17 protein-coding genes are annotated in these 16,388 nt (G+C 63.6%); 11 read left to right on the top strand and 6 right to left on the bottom strand.

Annotated features, from left to right (window positions below; all coding sequences use genetic code 11):
• Positions 1-183: 183 nt before the first annotated feature.
• The 3 genes from zwf to edd are packed head-to-tail and all read left to right on the top strand — an operon-like array spanning position 184 to position 4,225.
• Entirely contained in the window at positions 184-1,656 is a 1,473-nt protein-coding gene (gene zwf, locus ACFWXH_RS21650) for a glucose-6-phosphate dehydrogenase (protein WP_054310197.1), read from the top strand.
• 2 nt (positions 1,657-1,658) lie between these two features.
• Positions 1,659-2,354, top strand: a complete 696-nt coding sequence (gene pgl / locus ACFWXH_RS21655) for a 6-phosphogluconolactonase (protein WP_379123419.1) — start codon at positions 1,659-1,661, stop codon at positions 2,352-2,354.
• 53 nt (positions 2,355-2,407) lie between these two features.
• Complete coding sequence (gene edd / locus ACFWXH_RS21660) at positions 2,408-4,225, top strand: phosphogluconate dehydratase (protein ID WP_379123421.1); 1,818 nt, start codon at positions 2,408-2,410, stop codon at positions 4,223-4,225.
• Between the two features lie 192 nt (positions 4,226-4,417).
• Here the strand turns inward: edd and ACFWXH_RS21665 are convergent, their stop codons facing one another.
• The gene (locus ACFWXH_RS21665) at positions 4,418-6,070 is read right to left on the bottom strand and encodes a VWA domain-containing protein (RefSeq protein ID WP_379123422.1); all 1,653 of its coding nucleotides are present in this window, start codon (positions 6,068-6,070) and stop codon (positions 4,418-4,420) included.
• A 110-nt stretch (positions 6,071-6,180) separates the two neighbouring features.
• A complete protein-coding gene (locus tag ACFWXH_RS21670) occupies positions 6,181-6,633 on the bottom strand; it encodes a MarR family winged helix-turn-helix transcriptional regulator (RefSeq protein ID WP_379123423.1) in 453 nt (150 codons plus the stop codon).
• A gap of 78 nt (positions 6,634-6,711) precedes the next feature.
• Between ACFWXH_RS21670 and ACFWXH_RS21675 the strand changes: the two genes are divergently transcribed.
• Complete coding sequence (locus tag ACFWXH_RS21675) at positions 6,712-7,512, top strand: SDR family NAD(P)-dependent oxidoreductase (protein WP_379123424.1); 801 nt, start codon at positions 6,712-6,714, stop codon at positions 7,510-7,512.
• A gap of 12 nt (positions 7,513-7,524) precedes the next feature.
• Here ACFWXH_RS21675 and ACFWXH_RS21680 read toward each other — a convergent pair whose 3' ends face one another.
• Together ACFWXH_RS21680 and folD are read right to left on the bottom strand one after the other, a co-directional pair.
• A complete protein-coding gene (locus ACFWXH_RS21680) occupies positions 7,525-8,487 on the bottom strand; it encodes a GlxA family transcriptional regulator (RefSeq protein WP_152979812.1) in 963 nt (320 codons plus the stop codon).
• A 61-nt stretch (positions 8,488-8,548) separates the two neighbouring features.
• A complete protein-coding gene (gene folD / locus ACFWXH_RS21685) occupies positions 8,549-9,439 on the bottom strand; it encodes a bifunctional methylenetetrahydrofolate dehydrogenase/methenyltetrahydrofolate cyclohydrolase FolD (RefSeq protein ID WP_379123425.1) in 891 nt (296 codons plus the stop codon).
• Positions 9,440-9,836: 397 nt separating this feature from the next.
• Between folD and ACFWXH_RS21690 the strand changes: the two genes are divergently transcribed.
• Positions 9,837-10,103 (top strand): hypothetical protein, encoded by a 267-nt coding sequence (locus ACFWXH_RS21690; RefSeq protein ID WP_379123426.1) that lies wholly within the window; start codon positions 9,837-9,839, stop codon positions 10,101-10,103.
• 60 nt (positions 10,104-10,163) lie between these two features.
• Here ACFWXH_RS21690 and ACFWXH_RS21695 read toward each other — a convergent pair whose 3' ends face one another.
• Positions 10,164-10,973 carry a WecB/TagA/CpsF family glycosyltransferase gene (locus ACFWXH_RS21695; protein ID WP_379123818.1) on the bottom strand — a complete coding sequence of 270 codons (810 nt, stop codon included), beginning with the start codon at positions 10,971-10,973 and terminating at the stop codon, positions 10,164-10,166.
• A 251-nt stretch (positions 10,974-11,224) separates the two neighbouring features.
• Here ACFWXH_RS21695 and proC point away from each other — a divergent pair, with 251 nt between their 5' ends.
• Positions 11,225-12,040, top strand: coding sequence for a pyrroline-5-carboxylate reductase (gene proC, locus ACFWXH_RS21700; protein ID WP_379123427.1), 816 nt, complete (start codon positions 11,225-11,227; stop codon positions 12,038-12,040).
• Between the two features lie 13 nt (positions 12,041-12,053).
• A complete protein-coding gene (locus tag ACFWXH_RS21705; RefSeq protein WP_379123428.1) occupies positions 12,054-12,386 on the top strand; it encodes a hypothetical protein in 333 nt (110 codons plus the stop codon).
• 7 nt (positions 12,387-12,393) lie between these two features.
• On the opposite strand, the gene ACFWXH_RS21710 is transcribed toward ACFWXH_RS21705, so the two are convergent.
• Positions 12,394-13,704 (bottom strand): NAD(P)H-dependent oxidoreductase, encoded by a 1,311-nt coding sequence (locus ACFWXH_RS21710; RefSeq protein ID WP_379123429.1) that lies wholly within the window; start codon positions 13,702-13,704, stop codon positions 12,394-12,396.
• Positions 13,705-13,983: 279 nt separating this feature from the next.
• On the opposite strand from ACFWXH_RS21710, the gene ACFWXH_RS21715 reads away from it, so the two are divergent.
• The 4 genes from ACFWXH_RS21715 to dapA all read left to right on the top strand — a co-directional run bounded on the left by ACFWXH_RS21715 (position 13,984) and on the right by dapA (position 16,260).
• A complete protein-coding gene (locus tag ACFWXH_RS21715; protein ID WP_379123430.1) occupies positions 13,984-14,703 on the top strand; it encodes a type 1 glutamine amidotransferase in 720 nt (239 codons plus the stop codon).
• Positions 14,704-14,860: 157 nt separating this feature from the next.
• Positions 14,861-15,022, top strand: coding sequence for a hypothetical protein (locus tag ACFWXH_RS21720; RefSeq protein ID WP_379123431.1), 162 nt, complete (start codon positions 14,861-14,863; stop codon positions 15,020-15,022).
• Positions 15,023-15,028: 6 nt separating this feature from the next.
• A complete protein-coding gene (locus ACFWXH_RS21725; RefSeq protein ID WP_379123432.1) occupies positions 15,029-15,250 on the top strand; it encodes a hypothetical protein in 222 nt (73 codons plus the stop codon).
• A gap of 83 nt (positions 15,251-15,333) precedes the next feature.
• Complete coding sequence (gene dapA / locus ACFWXH_RS21730; RefSeq protein WP_379123433.1) at positions 15,334-16,260, top strand: 4-hydroxy-tetrahydrodipicolinate synthase; 927 nt, start codon at positions 15,334-15,336, stop codon at positions 16,258-16,260.
• Positions 16,261-16,388: the final 128 nt, after the last annotated feature.

A 16,388-nucleotide genomic window follows, 5' to 3' on the forward strand; every position in this document is an offset into this window, starting at 1 on the left:
GGAACAGCAATCTTGCTGGACCAGTGCCCAACACGATGCTGTGACACCATAGCACTGGAAAAATTAAATCGATTAGATTATATCGGCTCCCGTCGCATTGCGGCAGTGTTGTTAGCGCATCATGACCAACGCCCCCGACCCCCGAAGGTTGCTGAGCGCAGGTAGCGCGAGATCGGACGAAGCATGACCAGCCAGATCATCCCCGTCGACCCGTTCGACTTCATCATTTTCGGCGGCACCGGCGATTTGTCGGAACGCAAGCTCCTGCCGGCACTCTATTATCGCCAGCGAGACCATCAGTTCTCGGAGCCGACCAGGATCATCGGTACATCGCGAACCAAGATGAGCGACGACGAATTCCGCGCTTTCGCAAAGAAGGCGATCGAGAGCCATGTCGCCGCGGCCGATATCGACGCCAAGGAACTGGACATCTTCCTTGCCCGGCTTTCCTACGTACCGGCTGATGCCACCAGCGGCACCGGCTTCGACGCATTGAAAAAGGCGATCGGCGATTCCAAGGCGATCCGCGCCTTCTACATGGCGGTTTCGCCGTCGCTGTTCGGCTCGATCTCAGACCAGCTCAAGCAGCACAAGCTGATCACGCCGACCTCGCGCATCGTCGTGGAAAAGCCGATCGGACGCGACCTCGCTTCGGCCAAGGCGCTCAACGACCTGGTCGGCGACGATTTCGACGAAAGCCAGATCTTCCGCATCGATCACTATCTCGGCAAGGAGACGGTGCAGAACCTGATGGCGCTGCGCTTCGCCAACGCGCTCTACGAGCCGTTGTGGAACTCGGCCCATATCGACCACGTGCAGATCACGGTGGCCGAGACCGTCGGCCTGGAAGACCGTGTCACCTACTACGACAAGGCCGGTGCGCTGCGCGACATGGTGCAGAACCACATGCTGCAGTTGCTCTGCCTCGTCGCCATGGAGGTGCCCTCTTCGATGGATGCGGACGCCGTGCGCGACGAGAAGCTGAAGGTGCTGCGCGCGCTGAAGCGCATCAACGGCACCGAGGCACCGAAGCAGACCGTGCGCGGCCAGTACCGCGCCGGCGCTTCCGCCGGCGGCCCGGTGAAGGGTTATGTCGAGGAACTCGGCGCCGAGAGCAACACCGAGACCTTCGTCGCCATCAAGGCCGAGATCGCCAACTGGCGCTGGGCCGGCGTGCCGTTCTACCTGCGCACCGGCAAGCGGCTGGCATCGCGCGTTTCCGAGATCGTCATCGAGTTCAAGCCGATCCCGCATTCGATCTTCAACGGCGACAATGCCGGGCCGATCTTCGCCAACCAGCTGGTCATCCGCCTGCAGCCAAACGAAGGCGTCAAGCAGTACATCATGATCAAGGATCCGGGCCCGGGCGGCATGCGCCTGCGCCAGATCTCGCTCGACATGAGCTTCGCGCAGCAGTTCAGGGGCCGCGCACCCGATGCCTATGAACGCCTGATCATGGACGTCATCCGCGGCAACCAGACGCTGTTCATGCGCCGTGACGAGGTCGAGGCGGCCTGGAAATGGATCGATCCGATCCAGAACGCCTGGGAAAATGCCCGCCAGGACGCGCAGGGCTACACCGCCGGCACCTGGGGACCATCCGCCTCGATCGCGCTGATCGAGCGTGACGGTCGCACCTGGCACGAGAGCATTTGACGATGGCCGGGAATTATCGCCGCAACGACTTCGCAGATCGGGAAAGCCTGGCCGCCGCTCTTGCCGAAGCCGTCGCCGGCAGACTGTCGGCTGAAATCCGTGCCACGCAGGCAGCAAGCCTCGCCGTCTCCGGCGGCTCGACGCCCGCGCGCTTCTTCGAAGTGCTGTCGAACACCGACATCGCCTGGGACAGCGTCAACCTGACCCTGATCGACGAGCGTTATGTTCCCGACACCTCGCCGCGTTCCAATGCCGGGCTGGTCAAGGCCAGGCTCAAGCAGAACAAGGCGGCCAACGCCCGCTTCCTGCCGCTCTACGGCAGCGGCGAGCTCGATGCGGATTTGAAGGATGCCGAGCACTTCCTGACCACCTTCTTCAACCCGCCGGATGTGGCCATCCTCGGCATGGGCAATGACGGCCACACCGCCTCGTTCTTCCCGGATGCGAAGGAACTCGAGCACCTGCTCGATCCGGCATCGCGCGACGAGGTCGCCGCCGTCCATGCCGACAGCGCCGGCGAGCTGCGGCTGACGCTGACGCTTTCGCTGATCCGCCGGGCGCGCTTCATCGCCCTGCACATCGAAGGCGCGGAAAAGCTGGCAACACTTGAAAAGGCGCTGGCGCCGGGGTCGACGCTGCCGATCCGCCGCGTCATCGACGCAGCGACAAGCCCGGTCGAGATCTTCTGGGCCCCCTGATTGTGAATGGCGAGGGCCGGACCGTCTGAGGCCTTCGCGAAAGGACGATAGCCATGACAGCCAGATCCGATATCGAAGCCATCACCAACCGCATCCGCGAGCGCTCCCGAGCCAGCCGCGAGACCTATCTCGGTCGCATCGGCGAAGCGTCGGGCCGCGCCGCCAATCGCGGAGTACTGTCCTGCGGCAACCTCGCGCACGGCTTCGCCGTCTGCAGCCCTTCGGAAAAGGTCGCACTCGGCGCCGACCGCGTGCCGAACCTCGGCATCATCACCTCCTATAACGACATGCTGTCGGCCCATCAGCCGTTCGAGACCTATCCGCAACTCATCAAGCAGGCAGCGACGGAGGCCGGCGGCATCGCCCAGGTCGCCGGCGGCGTGCCGGCCATGTGCGATGGCGTCACCCAGGGCCAGCCCGGCATGGAATTGTCGCTGTTTTCGCGCGACGTGATTGCCATGGCTGCCGCGATCGGACTTTCGCACAACATGTTCGACGCTGCCGTCTATCTCGGAGTCTGCGACAAGATCGTACCCGGCCTGGTGATCGCAGCCCTCACCTTCGGCCATCTTCCCGCCGTCTTCATTCCGGCGGGCCCGATGACCTCCGGCATCCCGAACGACGAGAAGGCGCGCGTGCGCCAGCTCTACGCCGAAGGCAAATGCGGCCGCGCTGAACTGCTCGAGGCCGAGTCCAAGTCCTATCACGGCCCAGGCACCTGCACCTTCTACGGCACGGCCAATTCCAACCAGATGCTGATGGAGATCATGGGCCTGCACACGCCGGGCGCCTCCTTCGTCAATCCAGGCACGCCGCTGCGCGACGCGCTGACCCGGGAAGCCACCAAGCGGGCGCTGAGCCTGACGGCGATGGGCAATGCCTATACCCCGGTCGGCCGCATGATCGACGAGCGTTCCTTCGTCAACGGCATCGTCGGCCTGCACGCCACCGGCGGCTCGACCAACCACACCATCCACCTGATCGCGATGGCAGCCGCAGCCGGCATCAAGCTGACCTGGCAGGACATTTCGGACCTTTCCGAAGCCGTACCGCTGCTCGCCCGTGTCTATCCGAACGGGCTTTCCGATGTGAACCATTTCCACGCCGCCGGCGGCCTCGGCTTCATGATCCGCGAACTGCTAGACGAAGGCCTGCTGCATGAGGACGTGCAGACGGTGTGGGGCGAAGGCCTGCGTCCTTACACGGTCGAGGCGAAGCTCGGTGCCGATGGTTCCGTCATGCGTGAAGCCGCGCCGGCAGCAAGCGGCGATGAGAAGGTGCTGGTGCCGGTGAAACAGGCTTTCCAGTCGACCGGCGGCCTCAAGGTGCTTGCCGGCAATCTCGGCCACGCCATCATCAAGACCTCGGCCGTGAAGCCGGAGCGGCGCATCATCGAAGCGCCGGCCAGGGTGTTCCATAGCCAGCAGGGGCTGAACGACGCCTTCAAGGCCGGCGAGCTGACCGGCGATTTCGTCGCCGTCATCCGCTTCCAGGGCCCGAAGGCCAATGGCATGCCGGAACTGCACAAGCTGACCACGGTGCTCGGCATCCTGCAGGACCGCGGCCAGCGCGTGGCGCTCGTCACCGACGGTCGCATGTCGGGCGCTTCCGGCAAGGTGCCGGCTGCCATCCACGTCACCCCGGAGGCTCTCGAAGACGGCCCGATCGCTCGCGTGCATGACGGCGACATCGTCAGGCTCGACGGCGAGGCCGGTACGCTGGAAGTGCTGGTTCCGGCCGGCGAATTCGCCGTGCGGCCCGCAGCCTCCGCCGACCTGTCCGAGCACGAATTCGGACTTGGCCGCGAGCTGTTCGCCGGCTTCCGCCAGATGGCCGGTCGCGCAGACCACGGCGCGAGCGCGTTTGGGTGAACGCATTTCCTTCTCCCCTTGTGGGAGAAGGTGGATCGGCGCGCCAGCGCCGAGACGAATGAGGGGTGTTGGAAGAAACGGCAAACGTTGTGTCTAGCCACAGCTAAGCAGCACTCCGTCCAGCACCCCTCATCCGCCTTCGCTCCGCTCAGGCACCTTCTCCCACAAGGGGAGAAGGTTAGACCCTGACACTTACGGCACCGTCACCTCGGCTCGTTCGCCGGCTTTCACCGTGACCGGAACCTCAGTCTTGACATCATCGTCGCCGCGGATCGCCACCACGACATAGTCGCCGGCCGGCAGCGTCGACTGATGTGTCTCGCCATATGAGTTGCCGAAGGGCTGCCGTTTGCCTTCGATATCCTTCTTGGCGCCGTAGACCTCGATTTCCTTGGCACCCTTCGCATCGGCCGCCAGCACACCCGCATCGAGCACGACATTGACGTCGGTCTTTTCACCGACCTTCACGGTGAAGGGGATTTCGGCGGCCGCCTCGTCCATCTTGGCCATGACGACGTAGTTGCCGGGCGGCAGCTCGAACTTCTGGTCCGGTCCGTACGAAGTCGAGACATCGTCGCGCTGCCCGTCGAGGTTCTTCTCGGCCTTGAAGACGCGTACGACGAGGCCACCGGAATCCACCTTCTTGCCTTCCACGTAGAAGGCGTTGGTCACCACCTTGCCGACGCCGACGGCAATGTCCTTCTCAATCGTCTCACCGGCCTTGAGAGTGACCTTTTCGGTCGTCGTGCCCTCGCCGACCTTGACGGTGATTTCCTGTTCGCCGGCCGGAAAGACGGCCTTCATCTGCCCGTAATAAGTGGTCGTGCCATCACCGGGATACTTGACCTGGATGGCAGCGCCATCGGCGATCTCCGAGCCTTCGCTGGCGTGGGCACGCACGATCAGCGTTCCGGCATCCATCACATAGCGCGGCGCGGCGACCTTGTCGGCTTCGATCGTGACCGCCTGTTCGCGTTCGACATGGCCGACCTTGGCGACAAGCACGTATTTGCCAGGTTCGGCATTGCCTTTCCACACACCATAGTCGGTCGAGGCATAATCGCCGCGGCTGCCGTCGGCATTCGCCTTGTAGAGCACCCAGGACTGGCCGATATCCGTGGTGATGTCGGGGCTGCCTTCGGCCAGGGTCAGCGCCGGCACCAGATTGAATTCCACCTTTTCCGGCTCGGGCGCGGGCGCCGGCTTGGGCTCGGCCGCCGGTTTCTCGGCGACGGTCTGCTTGAGCGCTTCCTCAAGGCCGGCCGCGTCGGTCGCCTGGATATATTTGCCGCCGGTGTTTTCGGCGAGGCACGCCACCCCCCTTCCCTCGTCCGCCGTCAGGCCGAACCCGACGACATGCGCGGTGAAATCGACACCCGCCGCCTTCAATTCCTTGCCGAGCGCACATGGGTCGGCATTGCAGGTCTCGAGGCCGTCGGTGATCAGCACGACGGTTGCCTTCTCTTCGGTGTATTTCAGCGCCTCGGCCGCCTTGCGAACGGCCGCAGTCAGCGGCGTCTTGCCGAGGAATTTCATGGAATCGGCGGCAGCGGTGATGGCACCTGCCGTGCCGGCCGCCGGCGGAACGACGAGCTCGATGTCCTCGCAACTGCCTTTCTCGCGGTGGCCATAAGCCATCAGGCCGAGTTCCCTGTCTGCGGGAAGCGACTGTAGCACCGTGCGCAGCGACTGGCGCGCGATCTCCAGCTTCGGCTTGCCATCGATCTGGCCCCACATCGAGCCGGACGCATCGAGAACGATGATGGTGCGATCGGCCGCCAGCGCAGGCGCCGCAAACAAAAGCGCCGTCACGACAGCCGCGATCCATCTGGCAAAAATTGACATGGTATCCCCTCGTGAGCCTGGCTCGATCCGACGAAGCGGCGAAGATAGCGGTTCGTCGAGAGGAAGGGAATCTGCAATAGGCGATGAAATAATCGGTAAGTGCGCAGGCGCTAGCGCTCTCCGGCACGGGCGCGATGCAGTGCCTCCGCATAGGCGGAGAGGCCAGCCACGACGACCTGACGCTGATCGTCGGACAGATGCAGAAAAGCCGCCGCTACCTGGCCATGCCCGAAACGGTTGATCGCGGCCAGCGTCGCCTTGCCGCGCTCGGTCAACCTCAGGAGCTTCGAACGGGCATCGCCCGGGTTCGTCCGTTCTTCGATCTCTCCGGCATCGATCAATTTGCGCAGCATCCGGCTGACACTCGATTTCTCAAGGTTGAGGATTTCCCCCAGCGCACCTGCCGTCAAACCGTCATCGGCGCCGATCTCGATGATCGAATGGACTGCTGACGGAGGCAGGTCTGTACCCGCCACGGTTGGCTTCATGAAGCCAAGTTCCCGCACGATCCGGCGCGAGGAATCGCGTACCTTCCGGATCTCCGACGTTTCGCTTTCGCTCACCACGATGATTCCTTGCGTCTTATTAGTTGTATGATACAACTTTATTCTCTGGATCCAAACCGGCAAAGCGGAATCATCATGTCACCCAACGCCCCGAATTTCAGCGCCAGGAGAGAAGCGGGCCGGATGGAAGGACAGATCTGCCTGGTCACCGGAGGCGGTAGCGGCATCGGGAGAGCGACAGCGCTTCGAATGGCGGAATCCGGAGCAGCAGCCGTCATTATCGCGGGCCGTCGCGATGAAGAAGGAGAAGCTGTCGCACAGGCCTGCCGTGCGGCTGGTGCCGAAGGCCTTTTTCTTCGCACGGATGTAACACGGGAAGAAGACGTCAGGCATCTCATACAGACCATTGTCGAGCGGTTCGGCAAGCTGGACACGGCCTTCAACAATGCGGGCTACCAGGAACGGCCCGCACCCTTGGAAGAGCAGGACACCGATGTCTTCGACGCTGTCTTCGACACCAATGTACGCTCGGTCTTCCTGTCTCTCAAACATCAACTTGCCGTCATGCTGGCACAACAAAGCGGAAGGATCGTCATCAACACCTCGGTCAGCGGCATCCGCAATCCCAATCCCGGCTTTGCGCTCTACTCGGCATCCAAAGCGGCCGCGATTTCCCTGATGCGCTCCGCGGCCATGACCTATGCTCCCCACGGCGTGCGCATCAATGCCGTCGCGCCGGGCCGCGTGGTGACCGACATGATGATGAAGGCTGCGGCCGGTGTCGGAAGCATGGAAGCTGTGGCTGCCGGCCTGCCGCTGCGCCGCATGGGCCAGCCCGAGGACGTGGCCGAAGCGGTTGTCTGGCTCGCCTCCGACCAATCCGCTTACATTGTCGGGCATGTCCTGGCCGCCGATGGCGGTTTCCTGGCGACTTGAGAGACGCTCGCATCAATACGTCGTGCGTCGCTCCTCGCTTGGCGGGCGGCCGAACTGCAGTCGGTAGCTCTGCGCGAAATAGGAATGCGAGGTGAAGCCGGTGGCGATCGCCACGTCGAGGATCGGCATATTGGTCTGGCGCAGCAATTCGCGGGCGCGCTCGAGTCTCAGCCGCATGTAGTAGCGCCCCGGCGTCACGGTGAGATGCCTGAGGAACAGCCGCTCCACCTGGCGCACAGAAAGCCCGGCCGACTTGGCGAGCTGTACCGCCGACAAAGGCTCGTCGAGATGGTCGGCCATCAGCTCGACGATCTTGCGCAGCTTCTCCGACTTGCCGGTCAGGTCGCGCTCCGGTCCGACACGCTGGCGGTCGCCGGCCGAGCGGATGCGCTCGTGCTGGAACTGGTTGGCCACGGCGTTGGCAAGGTTGGCGCCGAAATCGGTGCGCACGATCTCCAACATCAGGTCGATCGAGGTGGTGCCGCCGGCGCTGGTATAGCGCTTGCGGTCGATCTCGAAGACATTGCCGGTGCATTCGATGTCCGGGAAACGCTCCATGAAGCCGGCGCGGTTCTCCCAGTGGATGGTGCAGCGGTGACCCTCGAGCTGACCGGCTTCGGCCAGAACATAGGAGCCGACCGACAGTGCACCCAGCACTCCGCCGCGCCGACCCCAGGCGCGCAGGGCACCGAGCACCTTCGACTTGCCGGGGAATTCCAGGTTGAGCGCGGCACAGACGAACAGGATATCGACCGGCGGCACGTCGGCCACGGCATAATCGACCTTCAGCGGCAGGTCGTTGGAAGCGGTAACGGCATCGCCGTCCGGCGAGACGGTGGTCCAGCCGTAGAAATCATGACCAAGCAAGCGGTTGGCTGAGCGCACGACATCGATCGCCGCCGCCACGGAAAACATCGGAAACTTGTCGACCAGCAGGAAGGCGAAGCGCCTGCCGCCTTGAACGGCGTCCGTCATGATGGGCCGTTCTATAGGAACAGGAGGCGTCGGCAAAGCTCGGCTCTTTTAATGGCAGCGATCAAAAGGATGGTCGGTCGAGACCGGCGGCAAGATAGGCGGAAATGACGGTGTTGGCCATCAGCATGGCGATCGTCATCGGGCCGACGCCGCCCGGCACCGGCGTGATGGCACTCGCAACGGCCGCAGCTTCCGCATAGGCGACATCGCCGACGAGGCGCGTCTTGCCTTCACCCTTTTCAGGTGCGGGAATGCGGTTGATGCCGACGTCGATGACGGTGGCACCCGGCTTGACCCAATCGCCCTTGATCATTTCCGGCCGGCCGACGGCGGCCACCAGAATGTCGGCCGTGCGGGCAAGTGCTGGCAGATCCTTCGTGCGGCTGTGCGCGATGGTGACTGTGCAATTGGCGGCAAGCAGCAGGTTCGCCATCGGCTTGCCGACGATGTTGGAGCGGCCGACGACCACTGCGTTCAGTCCCGACAGGTCCTTGCCGCGCACACGCTCGATCAGCAGCATCGAACCGGCTGGCGTGCAGGGCACGAAGGCGGTTTCAAGCTCGCCGGCGCCGAGCTTGCCGACATTGATGAAGTGGAAGCCGTCGACATCCTTTTCCGGCGCGATGGCCTGGATGACCTTGCCGGCGTCGATGTGGTCCGGCAGCGGCAATTGCACCAGGATGCCGTGAATGGCCGGATCCGCATTGAGGTCGGCAATGATGCCGAGCAGTTCGGCCTCACTTGTCTGAGCCTTCAGCGTGTGCTGCACGGAATGGAAACCGCATTCCTTGGCGGTGCGGGACTTCGAGGCGACATAGACCTGGCTTGCCGGATCCTCGCCGACGATGACCACTGCGAGGCCCGGCTTGGTGCCGGCAAGGGCTGCCGTCAGCGCCTTGACCTTGCCGACCACATCCTCGGCCACCTTCTTTCCGTCGATCACGTCAGCCATGCTTCACCCGTAGCCAAATCACATTCGCGCCAAAACAGACGGCGCGACATTCTCACGAAAATCGGCCGCTGCAATCCCGTCAAAACGCCGTCGCATGCCGTAAACTCGAAACCCGCACGCCGTGGACCGTTTTTATCGATCCTCCCTGCGAGCGGAGGCACAGTCGCACCATGCACTTTCCAAGCCACTGATAAAGAACATGTTTTCGACCCATTAGGCCAGCCTCACAGACTTGTGATCGAACTTTCCGGCACGTGCGCGGTTTCCACGCAGTTGCATCGCTAGAGCGTTTCCGCTTTTCGCGGAAACCGGGAACGCTCTGGTTCTTTTTACGCAATTCCGGACGCAAAACCGCTGCGCACTTTTGCTGGAATTGCCCCAAGCACGGAGACCTCCCATGTTCAAGACGATCCTCGTCGCCACGGTTCTCACTGCAGGACTGGCGACCTCCGCAATGGCCCAAGGCAGTGATAGCCAATGGGGCGACTGGTCGTGGTGGCACGGCAACACCGACACCACGACAACGGGCAGCATCAACAGCGTGTCGCCGACTGCGCCTGGCGCTCCGGTAACCACTGGCGCGAACGGCCCCTGCGCAGACACCGGCATGGGTCCTGACGCGAATGCCGGCATCAACGTCAACGATCAGTATTGCGGCAAATAAGCTGCCACTTCGTTTTCCAAGCGGCCGCGCAAGCACCTCGCTTTCGCGGCCGAGGCCTTGCTAGCGGCTGGCCCCGGCAAGGATTTCCTTGCCCGTCAGCTTCTGACGCATGACACGCCATAAGAAAAGCGGGTTGCCGACGACATAGCGGCGCCACAGCCGGCCTGGCTCGATCACAAACCGAAACACCCATTCGAGCCTGGATTTGCGTACCCACAGCGGCGCGCGCGGCACCGAACCGCTCAGGAAATCGAGCAGCGCGCCGACGGCGAATGGCAGCGTGCAGTGGCGTTGGTCGAGATTTCCGGCAATCCACAACTCCTGGCGCGGCACGCCCATGGCAACCAGCAGGATATCCGGCCGAAGCTCCGCCAGTCGTTCGATGATCTGGGGCTCTTCCGCAGTGGAAAAGAAGCCGTCGTGAACGACGACGATCTTGTGCTGCGGTGCCAGTTCCCGGAGCCTTTTGCCGGCGCCTTCAGCGTTTTCGCGCGTAGCGCCGAGCAGGCCGACGGTGAGCGGCTCCTTGATCGCCTTGAGTAGCCCCGGCACGAGATCAGTGCCGTTGAGATTGGCCGGGAATTTCTCGCCATAGAGCAGTTTGGCGGCGATATCGACACCGATGCCGTCCGGTAAAACCAGGAAATCACCCAGCGCCGCGGCAAAACCGTCGTCCGCGCAGGCGATGTTGGCATTGTGGGCGTTGAGGAAGGTGATTTTGGTGAACTGCCTGTCGCGCACCAGTTGGGTGAGCGACAACAACGCCTCATCCCAGCTGAGACTCGCCACCGGAATTCCCAGGATCGATTTTGTGTACCCCATGCCGGAGTCCCTGATAGCAGGCCTCTCGGCTGCCTGCCGCTTGATCATGGCCCGCACCGCCGCCAGTGCGAACATCTGAAGCGTTCCCGCCTTCGGCACGGGCATCGCTGACCTAGCGATGACGCAGACAGGAGAAGCCCCATTATCTTTCCGCATCCAGCATTAACAAGGGTCAGTGAAGCGATGATTAAGAGGATCGAGGCTCGATTCCATCTCTGCTTTTGGGAGGAGAAGGCAGGCAACAAGCTCTTCCACCACCCCGCTTGACCGTCTATGGAATGGCTTTCGGGAGGCTTTCCATGACCATCAAGCTTATTCTCGCCGGTTGCGGCAATATGGGTTACGCCATGCTGGCCGGCTGGCTGAAATCCGCCAAGCTGAAAGCGGCGGAGGTGCTGGTGGTGGAACCTGCCGATGCGCTGCGAACCCGTGCGGAAGCCCTGGGCTGCCCAGCGGTGGCCGATGCCGCGAACATTCCTGCAGGTACAAATCCTGTGCTTGTCGTGCTGGCCGTCAAGCCGCAGGTGATCCGCGAAGTGACGGCGGCCTACACTATATTCGGCAATGGAGAGACGACCTTCGTCAGCGTCGCCGCCGGCACGCCGGTCGCCACCTTCACGAGCATTCTTGGCGCCCGCACGCCGATCGTGCGCTGCATGCCGAACACGCCAGCCGCCATCGGCAAGGGCATGATGGTGCTGTTCTCCAACAGCCTGGTTTCCGAAGCAGCCAAAAGCTTCGTGGCAGACCTGCTCTCCGCCAGCGGCGCTGTCGCAACGATCGACGACGAAGCGCTGATGGATGCGGTAACGGCGGTATCCGGTTCCGGCCCCGCCTATATCTTCCATTTCATCGAATGCCTGACCGCCGCGGGCGAACAGGCTGGCCTGCCCACAGAGACAGCGAAGCTGCTTGCCATGCAGACCGTTTATGGCGCCGCCACGCTCGCGGCCGAAAGCGGCGAAGAGCCTGGCCTGCTGCGCCAGCAGGTAACCAGTCCTAACGGCACCACGGCGGCGGCCCTTGGCGTCTTGATGGGCGGCGACCGGCTGAAGGACCTCGTCACCGAAGCCGTCGAGGCGGCGCGGGTACGCTCGGTGGAACTGGGGAAGTGACCTCCGGAGCAGAATGACAAGACCCGAACCACTGAAGGTCGGCGATCCGGTCAGGATCCTGGTCGACGAAACGGAAATCTCGGGACAGGTGCTGGCGCTTGCCGATTGGCAGTGGATTCTCGTGCAGACAGATGACGGCCGCCTCTGGCTGGACGTGGTGATGAATGTTTCCGCTGCCTATTGGTCACAGCTCGTGCTGCTGGATTCCAGCACGAACGCGGAAGACCCGCATGCCATCTCAGAAATCGCGCGTGCGGTGGCATGGCACCCGCGCCGCGTGGATGTCGTGGATGTCCCGGGCGCCGAGCGGCTTGGCAGGCCGAGCGAACGACTGACGAGGCTCTGAACGGAACTCAGCCGTAGAGCATCTCGTCCTGTTGCCTGCGCAAGGCATAAAGCCGCGTCGAACTGTCCGGAGCTGCGTTGTCGGCGGTGAGCAGCTCACCCTTCTTCACAGGCTTCAACACCTTGCCGCCCTCGAGCAGGCCGACCGGCACGGCGCGCTCAGCGCGCGCTTCCTCGACCGCCATCGTCCAGGAGCGATAGCAGGTCTCGCCGATGGCATCGAACGTCTCACCGGCGGCGAGGTCGCGCTTGGCGACCGCGCAGACCTCGGCGACGGGACGCGGCAGCGGCACCATATCGGGCTTGCCGTAAAGCATGATGCGGGCTGCCGTCAGCGGCACTTCGAGCGAGGTCAGGTGATAGGGCCGGAACAGGCCGTAATACGGTCCCTTGCCGACATGCAGGTCGTCCAGCCGCTCGATGACGCGCGGATGCGTGGCTTCGACGATGACGAAGACGCCGGGCGCCACGCCCTTGCCGATGGTGTAATCGACCACGCCTTTCCTCGACAGCACGCCGCCATCGGCGCGCGGGATCAGCACCTTGGCCAGTTCGTCGCGGTTAGCGGCGGGACCGTGCATGCCGGGCCTGTCCGGGACAAGGCCGGTGGCGTTGGCGATGGCGCACATCTCGACCATGGTCTTGGAGCCGTCGACGAACTCGACCAGCATGCGCGGGTTCATGTTGCGGCGTTCGGCCTCGGCGCGATAGTCGTCCGGCACCGCATCATGGTTGAGCGGATTGTTCTTGCCTTTGCCGGCAGCGACGACCGTGCAGCCGAGCGCGGATACGAATTCGATCAGTTCCATGCAGGAAGACGGCTCATCGCCGGCGCCGAGCGAATAGACGACGCCGAGCCGGTCGGCCTCTTTCTTCAGCAGGCAGCCGATGGTGACGTCGGCCTCGACATTCATCATCACCAGGTGTTTGCCGTGTTCCATCGCCGACAGGCAGAAATCGGCGGCGACGCCAGGCTTGCCGGTGGCGTCGATGACGACGTCGACCAGCGGGTTGGTGACCAGCATGTCGTTGGAGGTGATGGCGATCCTGCCAGCCTCGATCGCCGCGGTGACCTGCGCCTGGTTTTCGGCTTCGCGCGCCATCGCCTCGTCGCCATAGGCGATGCGGATCGCTTCGCGCGCCGTGTGGGGGCGTCGGGTGGAAATGGCACAGACCTCGATGCCCGGCATCAGCATGCCTTGCGTGACCAGGTCGGTGCCCATTTCGCCGGAGCCGATGACGCCGATGCGCACGGGCCTGCCCTCGTCGGCGCGCCTGGCGAGATCGCGGGCAAGTCCGGTCAGGGCGACATTGGTCATGAACTGGTTCCGATGAATCTGGAGCGTTTCCATTTTCACGGAAACGTGGAAACGCTCTAACTCTTTGTTTCTACGCAATTCCGACCGGAAAACCGTTGCACGCTTTTCCTGGAATTGCTCCAGCTCTTGCCGGAAACGGCCGGACCTTGTCAACAAACCGCCGGACAACCGAACGCGCCACGGCGTTGTGATGACTGAACCTTACGTCTGGATCATTGGGAAACCAACGCTGCCCGCCTATGGAATAATCCCGCCTCGAGCGAACCGACGGAGCGACCCATGCGCATTCTCGTCTTCCAGCATGTCGATGTCGAACACCCCGGCATCTTCCGCGACTTCTGGGCCGAGCAGGGGCATGAATGGGTGCCGGTCGAGCTCGATATCGGCGAGCCGATCCCTTCCTTCGATGGTTTCGACCTGCTCGCCGTGTTCGGCGGACCGATGGATGTCTGGCAGGAAGAGGCGCATCCCTGGCTGGTGCCCGAGAAGGCGGCGATCCGGCGCTGGGTGACCGAGCTCGGACGACCCTATCTCGGCATCTGCCTCGGCCACCAGCTGCTGGGTGCAGCACTTGGCGGCACGGTCGGCCTGATGGGCAAGCCGGAAGTCGGGCTTGCGTCGGTCGCGCTGACCGCAGCCGGGCGCAAGGATCCGATCTTTGCAGGGCTCGGGCCGACGGTCGACTGCCTGCAATGGCACGGTGCCGAAATCGCACGCCTGCCCGAAGGCGCCGAGATCCTGGCAAGCAATGCCGCCTGCGCGACACAGGCGATCCGCTGGGGTGAGCACGCCTATGGTTTCCAGTATCATCTGGAAGCCATGGAAACGACGGTGGCCGACTGGGCTGCGATCCCCGAATACAAACAGAGCCTGGAAAAGGTCATGGGCGCCGGCGCCGCCGTGAGGCTGGGGGCAGAGATGGCGCCACGGCTTGGCGATTTCCGCAAGGCGGCGAAAAGGCTGAACGACAATCTGATGGCGGTTGTCGCCGCATTGTAAGGCGTCATCGCCGTAGAGGGACGACCCCTTGACCGCTGCCGGCGGCCCTTATGAAATCCTTATTTTTTGCCATCGCCTTCTCTCTCGAACCCTTATGCCGGGGCTCCTAACTTCCCGGCTGCACACGCTCCAAGGCGCGGTGCGAAAGGAACGAGACATGTACAGCTATTATCTCCCCGATGACGACGACCGCATGCCCCATGCCGTCGCCCGTAGCATGCAGAACAGGCAGGACGAGCCGCTGATGTTCGTGCGGCTTTTCCTGGTGGTCGCGATCTTCTTCGCCGTGATTACCTGTTTCCATCAGTTCATCGGGTGATCGGCGATGCGCGATTCCCTGATTTCGGAGCCTCCTTCCGCGACCCACCGTTTCCTGGTCGGACGCGACGGCGACGGGCGCTGGATCGCCCGCGATGAACTCGGCCTGACCGGCGGCGTCTTCGCCGACAGGGCATCGGCGATCCATTTCGCCGAGACCGAAAGCGATCACAAGGCCGGCTGCGTCAGCCTCGCCCCGGACGGCGCCCGGCTTTCGCTCTTCAACTGAACGGGACCGGCCGGCGGCGCTGCGCCACGCCCCCAAGGCTCGCCGCCGGCCGGCCCGAAACCGGGCCAGCAAAAGAGAACCCCATGCACATCGACAGAACCCGCTTCAAAGGCGCCATCGCGGCGCTGCCGACCCCGTTCCGCAAAGGCGCGGTCGACATGGCCGCCTTCGATTTCCTGATCCGCTGGCAGATCGACCAGGGCATAAACGGCGTCGTCGTCTGCGGCACCACCGGCGAAGCGCCGACGCTGACGCATGACGAACGCCTGTCCGTAACGCGCCGCTGCGTCGAAACCGTCGCCGGCCAGATCCCGGTGATCGCCGGCACCGGCTCGAACAACACAGATGAGACGATTGCCGCGACGCTCGCCGCCGCTGCCTGCGGCGCCGATGCCGCCCTTGTCGTGACGCCTTATTACAACAAGCCCGGCCAGGAGGGTCTCTACCGCCATTTCGCGGCGATCGCGCAGGCGGCGACCATCCCGCTCATCCTCTACAACGTGCCGTCGCGCACCGGCGTCGACCTGCTGCCGGACACGGTGCGCAGACTGGCGGCCTTTCCGACGATCATCGGCATCAAGGATGCCACCGGCGACCTCGACCGGCCCGAGCGCACCGCCAGGCTTGCCGGAGCGGACTTCCTGCAGTTTTCCGGGCACGATGCCACCGCACTTGCCTTCAACACGATCTGCGGCGCCGGCACGATTTCGGTCGCCGCCAATGTGGCGCCCGGCCTCTGCGCCGAGATGCACCGTGCCTGCCGCGATGGCGACCTGCTGTCGGCCCGTACGATCCGGCACCGGCTGGAGCCACTGATTGCCGCGCTGGAGCATGAAACCAACCCGGTGCCGGTGAAATACGCGCTGCACCGCCTGCTTGGGCTGAGCCCGGAAGTGCGCCTGCCGCTGACGGCAGCACAGCCGGAAACCGAAGCCGCCATCGAACAGGCGATCACCGCTTTGTTCCCGTTCGATTTCGACCAGCCCCGCCGTGTCGTCGCGCGACGATAAAGGGCGAGACAGCAGGGTGTTACCCACAACTCAAGACCGCAAATTTCAGAAAAATATCAGAATCCGGACCTTGCCTCGTCAGGCCATCCGCCCGATGAAACGTGAGGCCTGCCGTTGCGACTGCTTCG

The organism is Mesorhizobium sp. NPDC059054 (genome assembly GCF_042739215.1).
Classification (GTDB): domain Bacteria; phylum Pseudomonadota; class Alphaproteobacteria; order Rhizobiales; family Rhizobiaceae; genus Mesorhizobium.

Excerpts from the sequence above, each read along its gene's own strand:
- ACFWXH_RS21725 (WP_379123432.1), top strand. The coding sequence starts at position 15,029 with ATGCGCGATTCCCTGATTTCGGAGCCTCCTTCCGCGACCCACCGTTTC.
- proC (WP_379123427.1), top strand. The coding sequence starts at position 11,225 with ATGACCATCAAGCTTATTCTCGCCGGTTGCGGCAATATGGGTTACGCC.
- ACFWXH_RS21720 (WP_379123431.1), top strand. The coding sequence starts at position 14,861 with ATGTACAGCTATTATCTCCCCGATGACGACGACCGCATGCCCCATGCC.
- ACFWXH_RS21715 (WP_379123430.1), top strand. The coding sequence starts at position 13,984 with ATGCGCATTCTCGTCTTCCAGCATGTCGATGTCGAACACCCCGGCATC.
- ACFWXH_RS21690 (WP_379123426.1), top strand. The coding sequence starts at position 9,837 with ATGTTCAAGACGATCCTCGTCGCCACGGTTCTCACTGCAGGACTGGCG.
- ACFWXH_RS21710 (WP_379123429.1), bottom strand. The coding sequence starts at position 13,704 with ATGACCAATGTCGCCCTGACCGGACTTGCCCGCGATCTCGCCAGGCGC.
- ACFWXH_RS21675 (WP_379123424.1), top strand. The coding sequence starts at position 6,712 with ATGTCACCCAACGCCCCGAATTTCAGCGCCAGGAGAGAAGCGGGCCGG.
- folD (WP_379123425.1), bottom strand. The coding sequence starts at position 9,439 with ATGGCTGACGTGATCGACGGAAAGAAGGTGGCCGAGGATGTGGTCGGC.
- ACFWXH_RS21695 (WP_379123818.1), bottom strand. The coding sequence starts at position 10,973 with ATGATCAAGCGGCAGGCAGCCGAGAGGCCTGCTATCAGGGACTCCGGC.
- edd (WP_379123421.1), top strand. The coding sequence starts at position 2,408 with ATGACAGCCAGATCCGATATCGAAGCCATCACCAACCGCATCCGCGAG.
- ACFWXH_RS21680 (WP_152979812.1), bottom strand. The coding sequence starts at position 8,487 with ATGACGGACGCCGTTCAAGGCGGCAGGCGCTTCGCCTTCCTGCTGGTC.
- ACFWXH_RS21665 (WP_379123422.1), bottom strand. The coding sequence starts at position 6,070 with ATGTCAATTTTTGCCAGATGGATCGCGGCTGTCGTGACGGCGCTTTTG.
- pgl (WP_379123419.1), top strand. The coding sequence starts at position 1,659 with ATGGCCGGGAATTATCGCCGCAACGACTTCGCAGATCGGGAAAGCCTG.
- zwf (WP_054310197.1), top strand. The coding sequence starts at position 184 with ATGACCAGCCAGATCATCCCCGTCGACCCGTTCGACTTCATCATTTTC.
- dapA (WP_379123433.1), top strand. The coding sequence starts at position 15,334 with ATGCACATCGACAGAACCCGCTTCAAAGGCGCCATCGCGGCGCTGCCG.
- ACFWXH_RS21705 (WP_379123428.1), top strand. The coding sequence starts at position 12,054 with ATGACAAGACCCGAACCACTGAAGGTCGGCGATCCGGTCAGGATCCTG.